General features: G+C 69.5%; 11 protein-coding genes. 9 read left to right on the forward strand and 2 right to left on the reverse strand.

What is annotated here, in order from left to right:
* The first annotated feature begins 4 nt into the window (after positions 1–4).
* The 7 genes from H297_RS38205 (at position 5) to H297_RS38215 (ending at position 11318) form a co-directional block, all read left to right on the forward strand.
* Entirely contained in the window at positions 5–1222 is a 1218-nt protein-coding gene (locus H297_RS38205) for a S8 family serine peptidase (RefSeq protein WP_064744875.1), read from the forward strand.
* A gap of 68 nt (positions 1223–1290) precedes the next feature.
* On the forward strand, positions 1291–1656 hold the full coding sequence (locus H297_RS0124900; protein WP_027739284.1) for a WXG100 family type VII secretion target: 366 nt from the start codon (positions 1291–1293) through the stop codon (positions 1654–1656).
* 90 nt (positions 1657–1746) lie between these two features.
* Positions 1747–2073, forward strand: coding sequence for a WXG100 family type VII secretion target (locus H297_RS0124905; protein WP_027739285.1), 327 nt, complete (start codon positions 1747–1749; stop codon positions 2071–2073).
* A 164-nt stretch (positions 2074–2237) separates the two neighbouring features.
* On the forward strand, positions 2238–4670 hold the full coding sequence (locus tag H297_RS40485; protein ID WP_158693734.1) for an outer membrane protein assembly factor BamB family protein: 2433 nt from the start codon (positions 2238–2240) through the stop codon (positions 4668–4670).
* A 995-nt stretch (positions 4671–5665) separates the two neighbouring features.
* The gene (locus H297_RS43380) at positions 5666–6853 is read left to right on the forward strand and encodes an outer membrane protein assembly factor BamB family protein (RefSeq protein WP_158693735.1); all 1188 of its coding nucleotides are present in this window, start codon (positions 5666–5668) and stop codon (positions 6851–6853) included.
* A 1-nt stretch (position 6854) separates the two neighbouring features.
* Positions 6855–9152: a protein kinase domain-containing protein gene (locus tag H297_RS0124920; protein ID WP_027739287.1), complete on the forward strand. Its 2298-nt coding sequence runs from the start codon at positions 6855–6857 to the stop codon at positions 9150–9152.
* Positions 9153–9227: 75 nt separating this feature from the next.
* Complete coding sequence (locus H297_RS38215) at positions 9228–11318, forward strand: serine/threonine-protein kinase (protein ID WP_037795351.1); 2091 nt, start codon at positions 9228–9230, stop codon at positions 11316–11318.
* 52 nt (positions 11319–11370) lie between these two features.
* Here the strand turns inward: H297_RS38215 and H297_RS0124930 are convergent, their stop codons facing one another.
* Complete coding sequence (locus tag H297_RS0124930; protein ID WP_027739288.1) at positions 11371–11634, reverse strand: DUF397 domain-containing protein; 264 nt, start codon at positions 11632–11634, stop codon at positions 11371–11373.
* Positions 11635–11755: 121 nt separating this feature from the next.
* Entirely contained in the window at positions 11756–15736 is a 3981-nt protein-coding gene (locus H297_RS0124935; RefSeq protein WP_027739289.1) for a type VII secretion protein EccC, read from the reverse strand.
* A gap of 458 nt (positions 15737–16194) precedes the next feature.
* Here H297_RS0124935 and eccD point away from each other — a divergent pair, with 458 nt between their 5' ends.
* Together eccD and rpsO are read left to right on the forward strand one after the other, a co-directional pair.
* The gene (gene eccD / locus H297_RS0124940; RefSeq protein WP_027739290.1) at positions 16195–17718 is read left to right on the forward strand and encodes a type VII secretion integral membrane protein EccD; all 1524 of its coding nucleotides are present in this window, start codon (positions 16195–16197) and stop codon (positions 17716–17718) included.
* 93 nt (positions 17719–17811) lie between these two features.
* Positions 17812–18102: a 30S ribosomal protein S15 gene (rpsO, locus tag H297_RS0124945; RefSeq protein ID WP_016470189.1), complete on the forward strand. Its 291-nt coding sequence runs from the start codon at positions 17812–17814 to the stop codon at positions 18100–18102.
* Positions 18103–18148: the final 46 nt, after the last annotated feature.

The raw sequence follows: 18148 nt of genomic DNA on the forward strand, positions 1-18148 counted from the left end.
CACTATGACCGCACATCCGTGGATACAGCGAACGCGACTCCAAATTCTCCCAGGAACCGCCGTTCTCGGGGCTCTGTCCGTTTGCCTGATCGGGCTGGCTCCGGCTGCTGAGGCCGCAGACGTTCAGCCTCAGCAGTGGTACCTGAAGGCGATGCAGGCCGAGAAGATGTGGAAGGTCAGCACCGGCAAGGACATCAAGGTGGCTGTTGTCGACTCAGGCGTTGACCCTTCCACCTCATCGCTGAAGGGGCGGGTAGTCCAGGGAGAGGATTTCTCACGCGCTCCTGGAGATGAAACGCGCGACGATCTCGGCCACGGAACCACGATGGCCGAGCTCATAGCAGGCACTGGTCACGGCGGGATCAAGGGATTGGCTCCGGGTGCCAAGATTGTGCCGTTCCGGATCAATGGCGAGGGCGTGAAGGGAGCCAGCTCGCAGAAGGATCTGAAGATCGGTGACGCCATCCGCGCTGCTGCCAATTCTGATGCCCGGATCATCAACTTGTCTTTCGGTGGTGATCCACTGCCGGACTTGAAGGAAGCAGTCAAGTATGCAGTGAAGAAGGGAAAGCTACTTTTCGCGGCCGCTGGAAACGATGCCAAAAAGGGGAATCTCCCCAACTTTCCTGCTGCGTACGCGGACGTGGTGGATGTTGCAGCGTTCGACAGGACCGGCACGGCCGCCGATTACTCCAACCACAGTCAGCGGACGATTCTCGCGGGACCGGGTGTAAGCGTTCCGGGCTGGTGCGACGGGCAAAAAAAGAAGTACTGCTCCCGGGGAGGCACCAGTGCTGCCACCGCCCTCGCGTCCGCTTCCGCGGCCCTGATCTGGTCCCACCACCCGAAGTGGACGTCCAACCAGGTGCTCCGGGTGCTGATCAAAACCGCCGGTCTGGAGGGCGAGGGCAAGGAGCCCAGCGAATATCTCGGTTTCGGGTCGGTTCGCCCGCGCATCAACCTCCTGGAGAACAAGGGTGATCCGGGCGACCCGGACATCAGCCCCTTGACGGGGGAGAAGACGCTCAGCGTGAAGAGGCCCGGTGCGGCCTCGGGCGCACAGGATTCCGGCAAAAAGACTGCCGAGGGGCCAACGAAGGTGGCAGACTCGACAGCAGGGGGCGGCGGCGCGAACTCAGTCCTCCCCGTGGTAGGCATCACGGCGGGGGTCGTGATCCTTGTGGCGTGCGGCTTCGCTTTTGTGCGGATCAGGCGGAACTGACGCTGTGACATTGGACGTCCCAACTGTGGACGAGACGAAGAGATCCGACCCGTGAAGGGGGCTCAGGTATGGCAGACCAGAAACTTACGGATGCCGAGGTCCAGAAGAAGGAGCAAAAGCTCGCTGGGCAGATCGAAAACATCAATGGGCAGGTCCGGAATCTCCAGAATGTCATCGACGAAGTCGAGACTCACTGGAAGGGTATCGGTGCAGGGGCTTACAACAGGGTCCAGCACGACATCAATGAGCGCATGAAGAAGCTGAACCGCCTCCTGGCCTATTTCCTGGAGGGAATCGAGGCTTCTCGGAAGTCTTCGACGAACAACGAGCACGACATCGCGCAGGCCCTCAAGGGAATTGACGTGGTCGGTGGCGGATACGGCGTGGGATCCGGCTCCAAGCTCGACATGTACTCGCCCCCTCCGGCCAACTGACGACCTGGCTGTTCGATGGAGGACGCTGTTCGAGAGGACGTTTCAGTGGCCTCTGCAATCGTCCAACGCTAATCTGCGGAAGGAAAAAAGATGTCAGGATCGGCGGGCGCTGACCCAGGTCACCTGGTAGTTACGTACGGGAACCTGGAAAAGACGGCAGGTGACATCGAGACGTTCGCAAAGCACCTGCGCCAGGAGTTCGACGACATCGCGACGGACGTGCGGCACCTGTGCGAAAGCTGGGAAGGTGAAGCGCAGCACGCCTACACGGTGGCGATGAAGTCGTGGGACAAGGAAGTTTCTGATCTCCACATCAACTTGCTGCAGATCGCAGAGGCAGTGCGGCGGGGCAAGGACGGTTATCAGGCGACAGACCTGAAGTCGGCCCGGTGGTTCGAGGATCACGGAAAGGTCTGATGGCCTGTAGCCGGCTTGGAGCGGAGGGGCGGCGTCTGGAGGCCCGCCCCTCGGCTTTCGGTTCCCGGAACCTGTGCACCCGGGGTCTTTGGCGGGTGCACCCAGCGTCGAATACCCGATGAGGCGGAAGCCTACGGGAGCGCCACGAGCAGGGCGCCGACTTCATGGTCGAAGGGGTGGAAGAGAGGAATTGCTGCATGGAGGCGCTTCGGCTCGGTGATCCATGCGCTCTGGGCCCCTACGAGCTCCTGAGCCGCCTCGACGACCCGATGGGGCTCGTTCCTGGTTCGTACCGTAGGTTTCTTGGCCGGAAAAAGGCCGACGGTGCGACGGCTGTTGTGACGAGCCCCTTGGATGCGACGACTGGCGATCTCGCGTACAGCGCCCGCTTCCGGGCCGAGGCCAGCGGTGCCCTACAGATCGCGGCCCGCGAATCCTTCGGGCTCGCACCCGTCACTGAGGTGTCGGGCCCCACTGAACAGCGGGTCTGGTATGCGTCCCGGTGCACACCCGGCATCGCCCTGCCCAGTGCCCTCGTCGCTCACAACGGGCCTCTTCCCGAGAGGACCGTGCGCCTCATGGGCGCGGCGCTCGCCGAGTGTCTTGGGCAGGTGCATGCCGCGGGCCACGCGCACGCGGGGGTGACCCCGCTTGCCGTCCTTCTGACTCCGAGCGGTCCCCGGCTGACGGACTTCGGCGCGGTACGCGCAGCCGGCCCGGACGGGGAGGGCCGGACGGAGGCGGTGGGTCTGCTCCAGGAGAGCACGGCGCCGGAGCAGTTGGCCGGTGGTCGGCCGCGCCCGTTGGGCGATGTCTACGGACTGGGTTGCGTCCTGGCCTTCGCCTCGACCGGCCGTCTCGCTCCGGATGACACGGAGATACCGGACTGGCTGCGGCCCATGACGACTGCATGCCTCGCCGCCGACGCGGCTGCACGCCCGCAACCAGCCGACCTCGTCGTGGCTTTGATGCGTGATGTGGGCGACGGGCCAGGTAGCACACTGCCCGCGGGCGTGCACGGCGCCGGCGGACCAGGCGCGGTCGGGCGCAGTCTTGCCGGCGGATGGCTGCCTCCGCTCGTGATCGCGGCTCTGGCGGAACAGACCGAGTTCGTGTTGTCCGCCGATCCCAAGCCGCATCCAGCAGGGGCTTCGGAGGCGCATGCGCTCTCCCCGGCGGAGTGGCACGTTGTCCCCACCGAGGTCTCCTCTCCGGATGGTGCAGAGCGGCCGGAAAGTTCCGAGGACGTCAGCTCTACGGGCACACACGCCACGGGTTCGGAGGCGAAACAGTCGCTGATCGCCTCACTCACCTCCGCCCGGCCCTCTCGCCGCCTGCTTCTCACGGGCCTTGCCGCGGGTACGACGGGTACAGCGATCGGCTTCGGGACGGTCGCGCTCACCGGATTCGGCGAGGAAGGGAAGAACTCGGGCCGTCGGCGGATGGAGGGCGTCGCGCCGCGTCCGCTGTGGCGGCGTCGCCTCAAGGACGACGCCCCGACCAAAGTAGCTCCCCTCGTATGGCGTGACCGGGTCGTCGTCATTGGTGAGGGGATCAGAACCGCGGGCTTCGATACGCGCAGTGGCGAGCGGCGATGGACGAACGACGAGGTGCTGTTGGACACCGCGCCCATGGATGTCGGGGCGGGCGCTCTCCTGCTGCCCGAGGAGCCCCCGACTTTCGTCTCCGCAAGCCGCGGCACGGTCCGGTGGCGGGAGGGCGAGTACGACGGGCTCAAGGTGAAACTGACCCGTCCACTCGGCAGGAAGGGCCGGTTGCTCTTCTGCCTTCTGTCGGTCCGGGACCCGGACGGCGGCGAGGGGCGGCCGTTCCTGGCAGCGTATGACGTGGGGAGGCGGCGTGAGACGTGGCGGACCGAGCTGCCCGAAGAGTTCGTCGGTGAGGATCCTTCGTCCCTCTCTCCACGGCAGGTCGCGGGCGACGACCTCATCTTTCTTGAGCACACAGTCGTTGTGGCGGAGCCCGCTGGACGGGACGACGGCGGGGCGGCGAAGCCGCGCAAGCGTTTCGTCGCGTTCGATGCGGATGACGGTGCGAAGCGGTGGTCCAAGACCTATGAAGGCGCTTCGTTGCCGGCGCGTGTGTACCCGTTGCCCGCACGTGCGGACACCGCTGTGCTGGTGGCGGAGGAAGGCGTGCTGCGGGTCGTCGACCTCTCCTCCGGCGAGACGGCATGGACGGCGCGGCTCGGAGGGATCGAGCACGCACCGTTCAGCACGCCGGTTCTCCACGGTGGCCGCGTGTACGTGGCCGATGGCCAATCGGTCGTCACGGCGCTCGATGCTCGTACCGGCGAAACCGTGTGGCGAAGGGATCCTCGGCTCGCTGTCGGCACCTCTCCGGACGAGACTCTGGAAGCCGCTGTATCAGCTTCCGGGCGCACATTGCTGGTCGCGGCGGGTACCGAGATCCTCGCCTTCTCCACGGAAGACGGCCGCCTGCTGTGGCGGTTGGCCGACGAGTCGGGTGCCCTGTCCGGGTTGGACTCGGCACCCCCGCCGCGGCACATAGCGGTGGCCGGAGACACGCTGCTGGTGGCTCACGGACGGACTCTGCTGGCTCTGCCGGTTTCATGAACAGTGCGCCGGGCGACAAGACGAAGGGCCGTGACGCGAAACGTGCTGCCCCGGAACGAAGGAGGGGAACGCGTATGGAGGCACCCCGGCGCATCGGCCCGTTCAGTGTCCTGCACACTTTCGGGACCGGCGACGAGGAAGCAGCGAATGGACACTTGGCGTTGCACGTCGCGCTGCGGTCGGACGCGAACGGGGCAGTCGAGCCTTCGTTGCTCTCCACCTTGTCCGCGCTCGCGGCGGACGACCCGGCCTGTCGGGTCCGGTTCCGTGCCGAGAGCGAGAAGTCACGGCGTTTCGCCGGCCCCGCCGCTCCCGTCGTCGTCGACACGGCTCCCGCCGATGCCGCGATGCCGTGGTCGGCTGCCCGGTATGTGCCGTCAGTGTCGCTGAGAGAGGCGTTGCGTGCACACGGGGGACCGCTTCCGGAGACGGCCGTGCGTGCGCTCGGCTCTGCGTTGGCGCACAGCCTGCTGCGTGCTCATGCTGACGGTCTCGTGCACACGGGGATCATGTCCGACAACGTACAGCTCACTGCGGATGGCGCGCTGGTGTTCGGATTCGGTGCGGCACGCATGACCGGCCGGGGCAACGGGTCTGCGGAAGGCAGCGCGAGAGGGCTGATGACCGGTGACGGTCGCACACGCTCGTACGCGCCCGCTGACGACATCCGTGCGTTCGGGAAGGTACTCGTCCATGCTGTTGCAGGCACACACCGGGTAGGACCGGAGACCAGGCAGGCACTGCTTGAGGTGTCGGCAGACCTCCGCACGTTGACGGAGAACTGCCTTGCCCAGTCCCCCTCGGCACGCCCGACAGCGTCGGCTCTGGCGCGGAACCTCGGTCCCCTGCCCGGGCCCGGGTGGCTGCCTGAAGCGGTCGGCAACGCGGTGTCCCACCAGGCGGAGAGGGTCGGTGCAACCGCCGACGAGATGCGGCGGCACCCCGCCTCGCCCCCTCCCGTCGCCGGCGACGCCGTCCGGCAACCGAAGACATCCTTGGCCCGGCGGACACTCCTCGTCGGCGGGATCACCGCGACTGCGGGGCTCGCACTGGGCGGCACGGTCGCCTACGCCCTGAATGCCGACGGCGCCCCGCCCGCGCGGCCGAGGCCACGTCAACCGATTCCCGGAGTAGCGCCCCGACCCCTGTGGCAGTACGACCTGCCGGGTTCTGCGAAGGCGTCCGCCGAGGCGCTGGTGTGGCGGGAACGAGTGGTCGTCCTGCCACACGCCGAAGGCGCAACCGGTCTCGATCCGCACACCGGGAAGAAGCTGTGGGAGGACACCGGCGCGCCTGTGACCGGCACGCCTTTGGACCTCGGACGCGAGCTGGTGCTGCTCCCCGGCCAGACTTTCAAAGCCGTCTCGGCTCGGACCGGTGAGACGGCGTGGTCGGCCGGTGACTTCGGCTCAAGCGACGTTTTCCACACGCCTCTCGCAGCGGCGGCCGACACGCTGTGGATCCTGGCGCGCGCGGAGAAAGGCTACGAAGTGATCGCGTTCGACATACCCGCGCGTGAACGGATCTGGCACAGCCCCGTTCCCCGGGCTCCGGAGCGGACGGCGCTGCTGCTGCCCGGTGCTCTGCTCCTGGCCGAGGGGAAGAGCACGTACCGGGCTCTGGACCGCAAGAACGGCCGGGAACTGTGGAAGCGCACCTTCGAGAAGATACCGAAGGGCGAAACTCTCAGACACGTGGTCACTCCTGGCGGGCGGCTGGTCGTGGCGGGCACCGGAAGCGTGTGTGCCTACCGGACCGATGCCGACAGCGGTAGGAAACCTGTATGGACGTGTGAGGCCGGAACCGAGGAGACGGTACTCGGCACGCCTGCTCTGCCGCCCCGTTCCTCAACGGGCACTCTCTATGTCACGGACAGTTCCGGCGAGACGCTCTCCCTCGCAGAGGCAACAGGGGACACACGATGGGATGGAACCAGCCCCTACCAGTTCACCGACAATCCTCATGTTCCCTCCACCGTTCTGAGCTCCTCGGGACGAACCGTCCTGGCGTCCTGCGGTGCTTCGGTGGACGCCTACCGGGCACGTGACGGGCGGGCTCTGTGGCACTTCACACCCGTCGGCAGCGGCCGTGACAAGGGTTACTCGGGGCAACTCGCCGGGCGGGCGCCGGGAGTGGTGCTGGTGCGGAGCCACCGGCGCCTCCACGCTCTTCCGGTGGTGTGACATGGCGATTTCACCCCTGCTGGCGGAGGACCCGCCGAAACTGGGACCGTACCTCTTGGTGGGGCGCCTCGGCAGTGGCGGCATGGGAGCGGTGTTCCTTGCCCGCTCGGAAACCGGCCGGACCGTCGCGATCAAGACCATGCACGCACGGCTGGCAGCCGATCCCGAATTCCGCACCCGCTTCCGGCTGGAGACCGATGCGGCACGCGTACTGGGCGGTCGTCACGGGGCAGCCGTCGTGGCAGCAGATCCGCAGGCGGAGACCCCCTGGCTGGCGACCGAGTACGTTCTCGGACCGTCACTCGACGAGGCCGTTGAACAGCACGGCGTTCTCCCCGAGGACTGTGTGCGGGCGGTCGGCAGTCAGCTGTGCGCGGCGCTGGAGCAGTTGCACAGCTCGGGAGTGGTCCACCGGGACGTCAAGCCGTCCAACATCCTGCTGACGGTGCACGGGCCGAGAGTCATCGACTTCGGCATCGCGCGCGCCGTCGGTGACGCCCGGCTGACCCGCACAGGAGCTGCCGCCGGGACGCCCGCCTTCATGTCCCCGGAGCAAGCCACAGGGGGCGAACACGGACTGCCGGGGGAGGTCTTCGCCCTCGCGGGGGTGCTGGTTTTCGCCCTTACCGGAAGAGGGCCTTTCGGCTCTGGACAGGCCGCTGACCTGCTCTACCGCGTCCGATACGCGGAGCCTGACCTGATCGGCGCACCGAAGGGCCTGGTGGAGGTGCTGTCCTCGTGCCTCGCGAAGGAGCCGGAGAAGCGTCCTACCATAGGCGCCCTGCGTTCGGCTCTGGACGGTTCCGACAGCCGTTCGGCTCTGGGCGGTTCCGGCAGCGAGACCGGGGTGGACGGGCGGCACAGCGACCGCACTTCGTTCGCAACCCTGCTGCCCCGCGCTGTATTGCACGACATCGCCCTCCGGTGCGAGCAGGCCTGCGCTCCGGCGCCCGCATTGTCGGTCAGGAACGTGCCGACGGATGTGTCCACAGCCACTGCTTCGGGCGGACAGAAGGCGCGCAGCGTGTCACGCCGCCGGGCGCTGGCCCTCTCCGCCGTCGGAACGGCTGCCGTAGCCGGCGGAGCATACGGTGTCCACCACGTCCTGAGCGGTCGGGGCAGCGGAAGGACGAAGCAGGCGGCCGGTGCGGACGGTTCCTCGCGGAGTTCGCGCCGGCCAGGTACCCCGCCCCGCCCGGTCTGGCGGCAGACGATTTCGACTGAAGGGTCGGACTCGTTCCCGTACGCCGCGGGGGACACGGTTCTCGTCCCCGTCTCGCTGCGTGGACTCATCGCTTTCGACGCCAAGAACGGCAAGCAGCGGTGGATGCTGGAAGGGACCGACGCGGCTTCACAGCTGGCTGTCGAGGGCGACCGTCTCTTCGTGGTCCGCGATGCGTTGGGCGGCTCTCTTGGCATCGCGCAAGTCGATCTCGCGCGTGGGGACTTCGCCCGTACGGTGACGAAAGGTACCGATTTCGAGGGCTTCAAGGCGATACTGCTCGGCGCTCGCGATGACGACCTCTGTGTCATCGCGCAGACGGCGAAGTCCTCCCTGTCGGAGCACGCCGACTGGCGGTTGCTGCGCTACGACGTCCGTACCGGGAGGGAACGTTGGCGCCGCCGCCTGCCCGCACGGTGGGCCCCGGCGGACACCACGGGCGGAGTGGCCGGAGCGCTGGCGGGAAGACATCTCGTCCTCCTCCGGAACGGCAGAGCAGCCGTCAGGGACATCCGTACGGGGAAGACGGTGTGGGAGAAGGAGATCCCTACGACGGACATCGAGCGCAGTGGCGGGCCGCGAGCCGGGCAACTCGCCTACTCCTCCACGCACCTGTTCGTGGGCTCCGACGAGGTCCTCGCTCTGCGGCTGCGAGACGGCCATGTCTCCTGGCGCTTCGGAAAGGGACGCACGAAAGAACTGGGCGACGGCTTCGAGAGGAAGCACGACCGCAGATACGGGCCACCGACACTCAAGGACGGTGTCGTCTACGCCATGGAGGGTCAACGGGGGTGGGTCGCCCTGGACGCGGGCAACGGGCGGCTGTTGTGGGAGGAGAAGCAGTCGGGCCAGCCGGCCGAGCTCGACAGCCCGCCGGTGATCGGGAGGAAGAACGTGTACGGAACGGTCGACTCCAGCCGTCTCGTCGCGGCCGTGGGGCGACGGTCCCACTCCGCGGCCTGGACCTACAGCACCTCCGGGGCGTCCGGCCTCGCGCGGGGGATGGCCGCACATCCCGGGAGGAACCTCCTCGTCCTCGTCTCCGGCAGCACGGTCGTCGCGCTGCCGTTGGAATGATCGGCACCGGCGCCTCCGTGGCGCACCAGTGACCCTGCTCCTCTGTCGAACCGACGCCTCTCAGGAGACCGATCCATGCGACCTCTAGGCCCGGGGGATCCCCTCCGTCTCGGCCCGTACCGCCTCGTCGGCGTACTCGGCGCCGGGGGAATGGGGCAGGTCTTCCTCGCCCGGGACGCCGTCGGAGCACTGGTGGCTGTCAAAGTCCTCAGACCGGAATTCGCCGACGACGCCGACATGGCGCGCAGGTTCGTCCGCGAGGCCGAGGTGGCGCGGACCGTCACAGGCGAGGGGGTCGCCCGTGTGCTGGGCACGAACATCGAGGGCGGGCGGTTGTGGATCGCTTCCGAGTTCCTCGCGGGACCCACCCTCGACGACGCGGTGCCGCGCCACGGCCCGTTGGCCGCGCCGGCGCTGGCGCTCCTGGGCGCGGCTCTGGCCCGCACCCTGGCGGACATCCATGCCGCCGGGCTGGTGCATCGTGACCTGAAGCCGTCGAACATCGTGCTCACCTCCTCCGGCCCCCGGGTCATCGACTTCGGTATCGCTCGCCCAGAACACGGACTCACCCTCACAGCAACTGGCCAGGCGCCGGTGACGCCCGGATACGGTCCGCCCGAGCAGGCCCTGGGACGACGTACGGGACCGAAGGCCGATGTCTTCTCCCTCGGCTCCGTTCTCGCCTTCGCCGCCCGAGGCCGACCGGCTTTCGAGGGGGCCCATGTGGCCGCGGTGCAGTACGAGGTCGTCCACGGAGAACCGGAACTGCTCGGAGTGCCGGCGCAGTACCGGCCGCTGCTCGCGGCCTGCCTTGCGAAAGCGCCGGAGCAGCGGCCCGCCCCCGAGGAGATCGTCAGCGGGCTGGCGCCGCCTCGCCGCGCCACGCCGCCCTGGGAGACGGACCCGTGGGCGCACGAGATCGCCGCACGTGAGGAGGCAGCCAGACGAACGGCCGCCTTCCCCGGCGACGCATCCGGTGCTGCCGCGGGTGCGAGCCGTCGCCGGGCCTTGCTGCTGATGGGCGGTGGGGGAGTGCTCCTGGCGGCGCTGGGCGGTGGCGCCTACTGGCTCGGTACCGGGGGCGACCAACCGCAGGACGCAGCCTCGGCGACCCGCGGTCCTGTCTGGCGGGCCAAGGTGCGGCCCGAGCCGACGGGCGAGGAGCAGGATCCTCAACCGCTGTGGGGCCCGGTACGAGGAACGACGGGCGGCAGCACCGACGCGGCGTCGGTCCAGTGCGCGCGGGATGTGGTCGTCGTGGCCGCCGCAGCGGGCGGTCTGCGTGCCTTCGCGGTGACTGACGGCAAGCCTCGCTGGCAGGACGGCGCTGTCGGCCCGTCCTGCTTGGCCGTCTCCGATGCCTTGATACTCGGCACGGACAGGCGGGGCAACGTGCGGGGGATCCGGCCTGCGGACGGCGACCGGCTGTGGTCCCTGGCTGTGGACGCCGACCACCTGCTGGCCTGCGACGGGACGACGGTCTACCTGGCGACCAGGGAGGGAAAGGTGAGCGCCGTGCGCCTGGACGGCCCTGAGACGGCGTGGACGGTGCCCATGCCCGTTCGTTCGACCGGCAAGGCACCGGCGCGGGCGGTCGTGTCACACGGTCGGCTGGTGCTGTGTGGCTCCGACGGGGCGGTGACCGCACTGCGCACCCGGGACGGTGGACGTGCGTGGCCGAAGGAGGTGCGACAGTCCGGCGCGGCTCTGCTGCCGGCTGTTCACGGCAGCACCGTCATCCTGGGCGGCAGGTCGTTGACCGCGCTCGCTCTCACGGACGGTGCCCAGAAATGGTCGCACCCTTCCGACTCGCTCGAACGCCAGGGCTCGACCGGTTGGTCGGCGCCCCTGGTCGCAGGAGACGCTGTGTACGCCGCCGACGGTCTTGAGCTGCGCAGGCGTGCCGTCGGCGAGGGGGGCCAGACATGGACGCATCGCCTGCCGGTGGACCTTCCTCCCACCGACGCGCCTGTGGCGCAGGGCCACAGCATCTGGATCGCTGCCGATCGCACGGGGCAGGCCGGAGTGACGGCAGTGCGTGCGCGGGACGGCAGCGGCGCGTGGCAGTACGGCGCCGGCCCCGTGGGCAAGCCCTTGCTGACCGGCGCCGACAACCGCGTCCTGGTGCTGCGTGGCGACCAGTTGACCGCCTTGCCCGTCTTCTGACGGGCGGCAGTCTGCGCCACGCGGAGCTTCGCTCGACAGCCCCGCCGCCCGCTCACTCCGCAGGCACGCCCCCGTTGCGCTCCGTCGGCTCCAGGTCGAACTCCCCGTCCCGTGCGCCGAGGACGAAGGCGTGCCATTCGGCAGCCGTGTAGCGCAGGACGACGTCCGGCTCCTTTGAGTTGCGCATGGCGACGGCGCCGCCGGGGAGGTGGGCGATCTCGACGCGTTCGTCCTCCGGGCTGCCGGGAGCGCTCTCCCACACGGCGTCGGAGATGTCCATCGCGTACAGCTCTTCTTTTTCCTGCTGGGTACCCACCGGCAGTTCTCCTCTCGGGCCCTTCGTGCCGTGCCGGTAGTCAGCGTACGTGGCGCCGCGACGCGGCAAGCACGTTCTGGTCACCCGTCAGCCTGACCGGTTCAGGGGCGCGCCGGGCCGGTCACTGTTCGTCCGGCAGCCATCCCGTCTGCACCAGGGGGATTCCCCGCTTGCGCGAGACGAAGAAGCCCCGGCCTGTGGGCATGGGGCGCGGACGGACGTTGCCGAGGAGGTCGCCTTCGGAGGGGTCGCCGGAAAGGACGACGCCCTGGGCGCCCAGTTCCTTGATGCGGGTCATGAAGCTCTCGAACATCGATCGGGAGGCCCCCGCCGAGCTGCGGGCGATCAGGAACCGGACGCCGACGTCCCGGGAGAAGGGCAGGTGTTCGGTGAGGACGCTCAGCGGGTTGCCGCTGGAGGTGGCGACGAGTTCGTAGTCGTCGACGACGATGAAGATCTGCGGGCCGCTCCACCAACTGCGGTCGCGCAGCTGCTGCGGTGTCACGTCGGGTGAGGGCGCGCGCCGGTCCATCAGGTCGCGGAGCGCGTTCATGTGCGTCTCCATGGTGTTGGACATGGGCGCGTACTCCAGCAGATGCGAGTCGGGGATCGCACCGAGCAGCGAGCGCCGGTAGTCGCCGACGACGATCTTCGCCTCGTCGCCGGAGTACCGCGCGCAGATCTGCCTGACCAGGAGCCGCAGCAGTGCGGTCTTTCCCGACTCGCTCTCGCCGAAGACGAGGAAGAACGGGTCGGTCTCGAAGTCGACGAAGACCGGTTCCAGGTTGTTCTCGTCGATGGCGAAGGCGACGCCGCGCTCGGGATGGTCGCCGCCGCCGGGGAGGCGGGAGGCGGGGAGTTCGCGGGGGAGCAGGCGGACCTGCGGGGCGGGATCGCCCTGCCAGTGCGCGGTGACGGTGCGGCACATCTCCGCCACGGCGTCGGCGAGGTCGTGGTCGGAGCTGACACCGTCGAGGCGGGGGACGGCTGCCATGAAGTGGAGGGCGTCCATGGTCTGGCCGCGGCCGGGAACGCCGGCCGGGACGTTGGCGGCGACCTTGCGGTTGAACTCGGAGTCCATGGTGTCGCCGAGCCGCAGTTCGAGGCGGTTCATCAGCAGGTCCTTGAGGGCGGCCCGTACCTCCATGTTGCGGGAGGCTGTGATGACCAGGTGGATGCCGTAGCCGAGGCCCCGCCCCGCGATGTCGCCGACGACGTCGGTGAGGCCCTCGTAGTCGTTGCGGAAGTTGCCCCAGCCGTCGATGACGAGGAAGACATCGCCCCAGGCCTGGTCGGTGATCTCGCCGCGGGCGCGGCGCCGCCGGTAGGTGGTGATGGAGTCGATGCTGTTGGCGCGGAAGTACTCCTCGCGGCGGTTGAGGATGCCGTAGACCTCGGCGACGGTGCGCCGTACCCGTTCGGGGTCGAGGCGGGAGGCGGTACCGCCGACGTGGGGCAGGTCGGCGACCGCGGACATGCCGCCGCCGCCGAAGTCGAGCCCGTAGAACTGGACCTCGGTGGGGGTGTGGGTGAGGGCGAACGACGAGATGAGTGTCCGCATCAGCGTGGACTTGCCGGACTGGGGGCCGCCGACGACGAGCATGTGGCCCGCGGCACCCGAGAAGTCGAGGTACAGCGGATCACGGCGCTGCTCGAACGGCTTGTCGACGAGGCCGACCGGCACCACGAGCTGTCCGAGCCGGGGGTAGTCGGGGACGGTCAGCCCGCGGCCCTCGACGGGCGCCAGCCCGGGCAGGAGCTCGTCCAGAGGGGCGGCGTCGTCCAGCGGGGGCAGCCACACCTGGTGCGCCGGCGTGCCCTGGCCCTCCAGGCGCCGGACGACGACGTCCAGCACGGTGTCGGCCAGCGCGTCGTCCTCGGTACCACCGACGGGCTGTGCGGGCACGGGGACGATCTCGTCGGGCGCGGGCCGCTGCACCGGCACCTCGGCAGCCGTGAACAGCACCGGGCGCCGGTTCGCGGTGACGGGCCCCGTCAGGAGACCTTCCCCGCCGCTGCCTGCGCGGTAGACGCCGGAGACGTAGGCGGCCTTGAAGCGGGTCATCTCGTCGGTGCCGAACTTCAGGTAGCCGGACCCGGGTACGGACGGCAGGTGGTAGGCGTCCGGGACACCGAGCGCGGCCCGCGACTCGGCGGCGGAGAAGGTGCGCAGGCCGACGCGGTAGGACAGGTAGGTCTCCAGGCCGCGCAGCCGCCCCTCCTCCAGCCGCTGCGAGGCGAGCAGCAGGTGGACACCCAGGGAGCGGCCGATCCGGCCGATCTGGATGAACATGTCGATGAAGTCGGGTTTGGCGGTCAGCAGCTCGCTGAACTCGTCGATGACCAGGACGAGGGAGGGGATGGGGGAGAGCGGGGCGCCGGCGGCGCGCGCCTTCTCGTAGTCGCGGATGTTGGCGTAGTTGCCGGCGTCGCGCAGCATCTCCTGACGCCGGTTGAGCTCGCCGCGGATGGAGTCGCCCATGCGGTCGACCAGGGTGAGGTCGTCGGCCAGGTTGGTGATGACGGCGGCGACGTGCGGCATCTGTGCCATCCCCGCGAAGGTGGCGCCGCCCTTGAAGTCGGCCAGGACGAAGTTGAGGGTCTCCGAGGAGTGGGTGACCGCCAGGCCCAGCACCAGGGTGCGCAGCAGCTCCGACTTGCCGGAACCGGTGGCGCCCACGCACAGTCCGTGCGGCCCCATACCGTCCTGGGCGGCCTCCTTGAGGTCCAGCATCACCGGCTGGCCGTCCTCGCCGACCCCGATGGGTACCCGGAGCCGCTCCGCCTGGGAGCGGGGCCGCCAGGTGCGGGAGACGTCCACGGACGCGGCGTCACCGAGGTTGAGCAGGTCGGTGAACTCCAGCTTTGCCAGCAGGGGTTCGTCACCGTCGTCGCCGGAGCCGGCCCGCAGGGGCGCGAGCTGCCGGGCCACGGCCTCGGCGGCGGGGTAGGAGAGGGTGTCGGGTGTTCCGTCGTAGACGAGCCCGTGACCCGACTCCAGGCGCAGGGTGCGCGGCTGGACGACGACGGACAGGCCGCCCCGGGCCACGTCCACGTCGCCGGGGACGATCTCGACGATGGTGACGCCCTGCAGCCCCTCGGGAGCGGCCAGCAGCGAGTTGGGCAGCAGCGTCGTCCCGTCCAGGACGACGACGAGGTGCGGCTGCTCCAGCAGCGGTTCAGCGGACCCGCTGAACCGGGTCCGCCCCTCCAGCCGCGCGGCCAGCAGCTCCTCCAGCGCGAGGTTGTCGGAGACGATGAGCCGCCGGGTGCCGGCGCCGTCGGCGAGGTCCTTGGCCTGGCAGTGGGGGAGCCACTTGGCCCAGTCCCAGTGCGCATAGGAGTCGCGTCCGGCGGCGACGGCGACGACGAGTTCCTCGGGGGAGTGCAGCGCGGCCAGCGAGCAGAGCATGGCGCGTGCGGACCCGTACACCGCCTCGGGGTCGCCGCTGAGCGTCACGTGGTAGAAGGCCCGCAGCGAGACGGCCATGGGCAGGCCTTCGAGGGTGCCGTGGGTGTTGAGGAACTGGTGCATGGCGCCGACCGTCAGCGGCTCCAGCTCGTCCACGGGTGCGGTGTCGGGCGCGACCAGGGGGGTGGCCAGCTGCTGGGCGCCGAGGCCGACGCGGACCTGCCCGAAGTCGCCGTCGGAGGGGCGCCGCTCCCAGACCCTGCTGCCCTCGGCCACCAGCGACCACAGCTGTTCGGGGGCGGGGTGCAGATAGAACTGGGCGTCGCGCTGCTTGAGCGCCGTCCTGCGGACGGTGCGGCGGGTCTGCGCCAGGTACTTGAGGTAGTCGCGACGGGACCGGGCCATCTCCCCCTGGGTGCCCCGGCGCAGCCTCACGACCATGGCGATGACCATGGTGACCGTCGAGAACAGCATCATGACGCCCATGATCTTCATCATGGGGTGCGAGTTCATGCCGGGCATGAGGAAGTACAGGCTGGACCCGCCCATGCCGAGCATGGGGAGGACCTGCATCCACATGCCCTCCTGCTGGCCCCTCGGCAGCTCCGGTGGCGGCTGCAACTGCACCTGCTCGCCGGGTACTTCCGCGGGCAGCGCCCGAGGGGGACGCTTCACGACGATCTGGGTCACTCGCGCACCAATTTCCCTTGCGTTCCCTGGTGTCCCTGTCGCGGAAGGGACGTCTTCGGTGCGGCGCCTGTGGCGATGGTCCCCCCTCCGCGCCTGGCGATCCTAGTGGCACGCCGAGTTGACCGGGACCGGTAGGGTGGCGCGCGCTGCCGCCGCGAACGCAGCGGTCGCCCGTGCAGGTGTGGGCAGCCCGACACACCTTCACGCACAGGTGCCCCGCGCGACGACGCAACGGCACCCACGCGCGCGGGCGCCGCACGGGTACCCGCGCGTGCGGAGATTGCAGCAACGTGGCAGCACAGCAGCACAGCACAGCAGCACTACGGACGGGCCGTACCGCAGCACCCCGCGGATGCGGCGGCACGGGCAGAGTGTGCAGCACCGCGACAGCGCGGCGACAGGGCAGCGGCGCAGCAGTACGGACAGGTGCTCAGCAGGTTTTCGAGGGGGACACACAGGTGAGTACGACGGCTTCCGCCGCCACCGGACCCGGCGGTCAGCCGGGCGTCGGCGGTGCCCGAGGAGCGTCCGGCGCCCCCGGCCCGGCAGCCGGAGCGGCCCAGGGCACGGGTTTCTGCCGGGTGACCATCGTGGCGCCCGACAGCCGGATCGACGTCGCGCTTCCCGAGGACATCGCGGTCGCCGATCTTTACCCCGAGATCCAGCGCCTGTCCGGGCAGAGCCCGGCGCAGAGCGCCCCCGTCGGGTACCACCTGGTGCGCCGCGACGGCACGGTGCTCGACAGCGCCCGCTCGTTCGCCGCGCAGCGCATCCTCGACGGCGAGGTGCTCAGTCTGCGCCCGTTCGCCGAGTCGCTGCCGCCCGCCGTCTTCGACGACGTCTCCGACGCCGTGGCCTCCGCCGTGACCAAGGACCGCAGGCTCTGGGGCGACGGCATGATGCGGGCGGCCGGGCTGGTCGGCGGCGGCGTGCTGCTGGCCCTCATGGCGGTGGTCCTGTGGTTCTCCGACCCGGCCCGCCACGACATGCACGGCCTCGCCGGCGTGCTGGCCGCCGTCGCCGGTGTGCTGCTGCTGGCGCTGTCCGCCGTGCGGGCCCGTGTCTACGCGGACCGGCTCACCGCCGTCACGCTCGGTCTCGGGGCCCTCCCGCACCTGATGGTCTCCGGCAGCGGGCTGCTGCCCCTGGAGGGGGGCCACGGGGTGGGCAGGCTCCAGTTCCTGCTCGGCTGTGTGACCGTCCTGCTGGGCGCAGCCGTTCTGATCGCGCTCACCCCCAACGGTGACGGCCCCTTCGTCGCCGCCGCCTTCACCGCGACTGTCGGCACGGTGATCACCTTCATCGCCATCGTGACCGACCTGCGCCCCGTGGAGACCGCAGCAATCTGCGCCCCCCTGGCCGTGTGCGTGCTGGCGTTCCTGCCGGGCCTCTCGACCCGCTTCGCGCGGCTGCCCATCGGGTTCGAGACCACCCGTACCCAGATGAGTGACTACGACGCCGACCCGGACGCGGCGCCGCAGACCCGCGGGCCCATCGACGCCGAGCGCATCGCCGTCCAGGCACGGCGCGGCCACGAGCTGCTGGTCGGCCTGGTCGGAGGCTGTGCGGCCGTCGTCACCGTCTCCTGCGCGGTACTCAGCTTCTCCGCCTCCGGATGGGGGCAACTGCTCACCCTGTCGACCGGCATCGCGATGCTGCTGCGTGCGCGGCTGTTCCGCTACACCTCGCAGGTCGCCAGCTCCCTGGTCGCCGGGCTGGCGGCCCTGGTGCTGCTCGGCGTGGGACTGGCGGGCGACTTCCCCGCGGGCGGCGACGCACTGCGTACCGTATGGCTGAGCGCCGCCCTCGCGCTGGGCGCGGTGCTGGTGATCGGCACCGGACTGACGGTCCCGCGGACGGGCGTGACCCCCTTCTGGGGGCGGCTCGCGGAGATCCTGGAGACCTTCGTCCTGCTCACGCTGGTGCCGCTGTGCCTGGCAGTGATGAACGTCTACTCGGCCGCCCGCAGTCTCACCAGTTAGCCACTGGTACCCTGTACCGGCCTCCCGAGTACCGAAGAAACCCCTGTGACGAAGACCAGGGGCGCTCGGCGGCCCGAACCCCTAGGAGTACGAGTGTCGTCTCTCGATGCCGCGACGAAGAAGCAGATCATCTCCGAGTTCGCCACCAAGGAAGGTGACACCGGCTCCCCCGAGGTCCAGGTGGCGCTGCTCTCCCGTCGCATCAGCGACCTGACCGAGCACCTGAAGACCCACAAGCACGACCACCACTCGCGCCGTGGTCTGCTGCTGCTGGTCGGCCAGCGCCGCCGCCTGCTGCAGTACCTGGCCAAGAAGGACATCCAGCGCTTCCGTGCGCTGGTCGAGCGTCTCGGCATCCGCCGCGGTGCGGCGGGCGCCCGCTAGCAGTCGACGAAGGGAGCGGTTCCCGGTCCGGGGGCCGCTCCCTTCG

The organism is Streptomyces sp. CNT360, assembly GCF_000424785.1.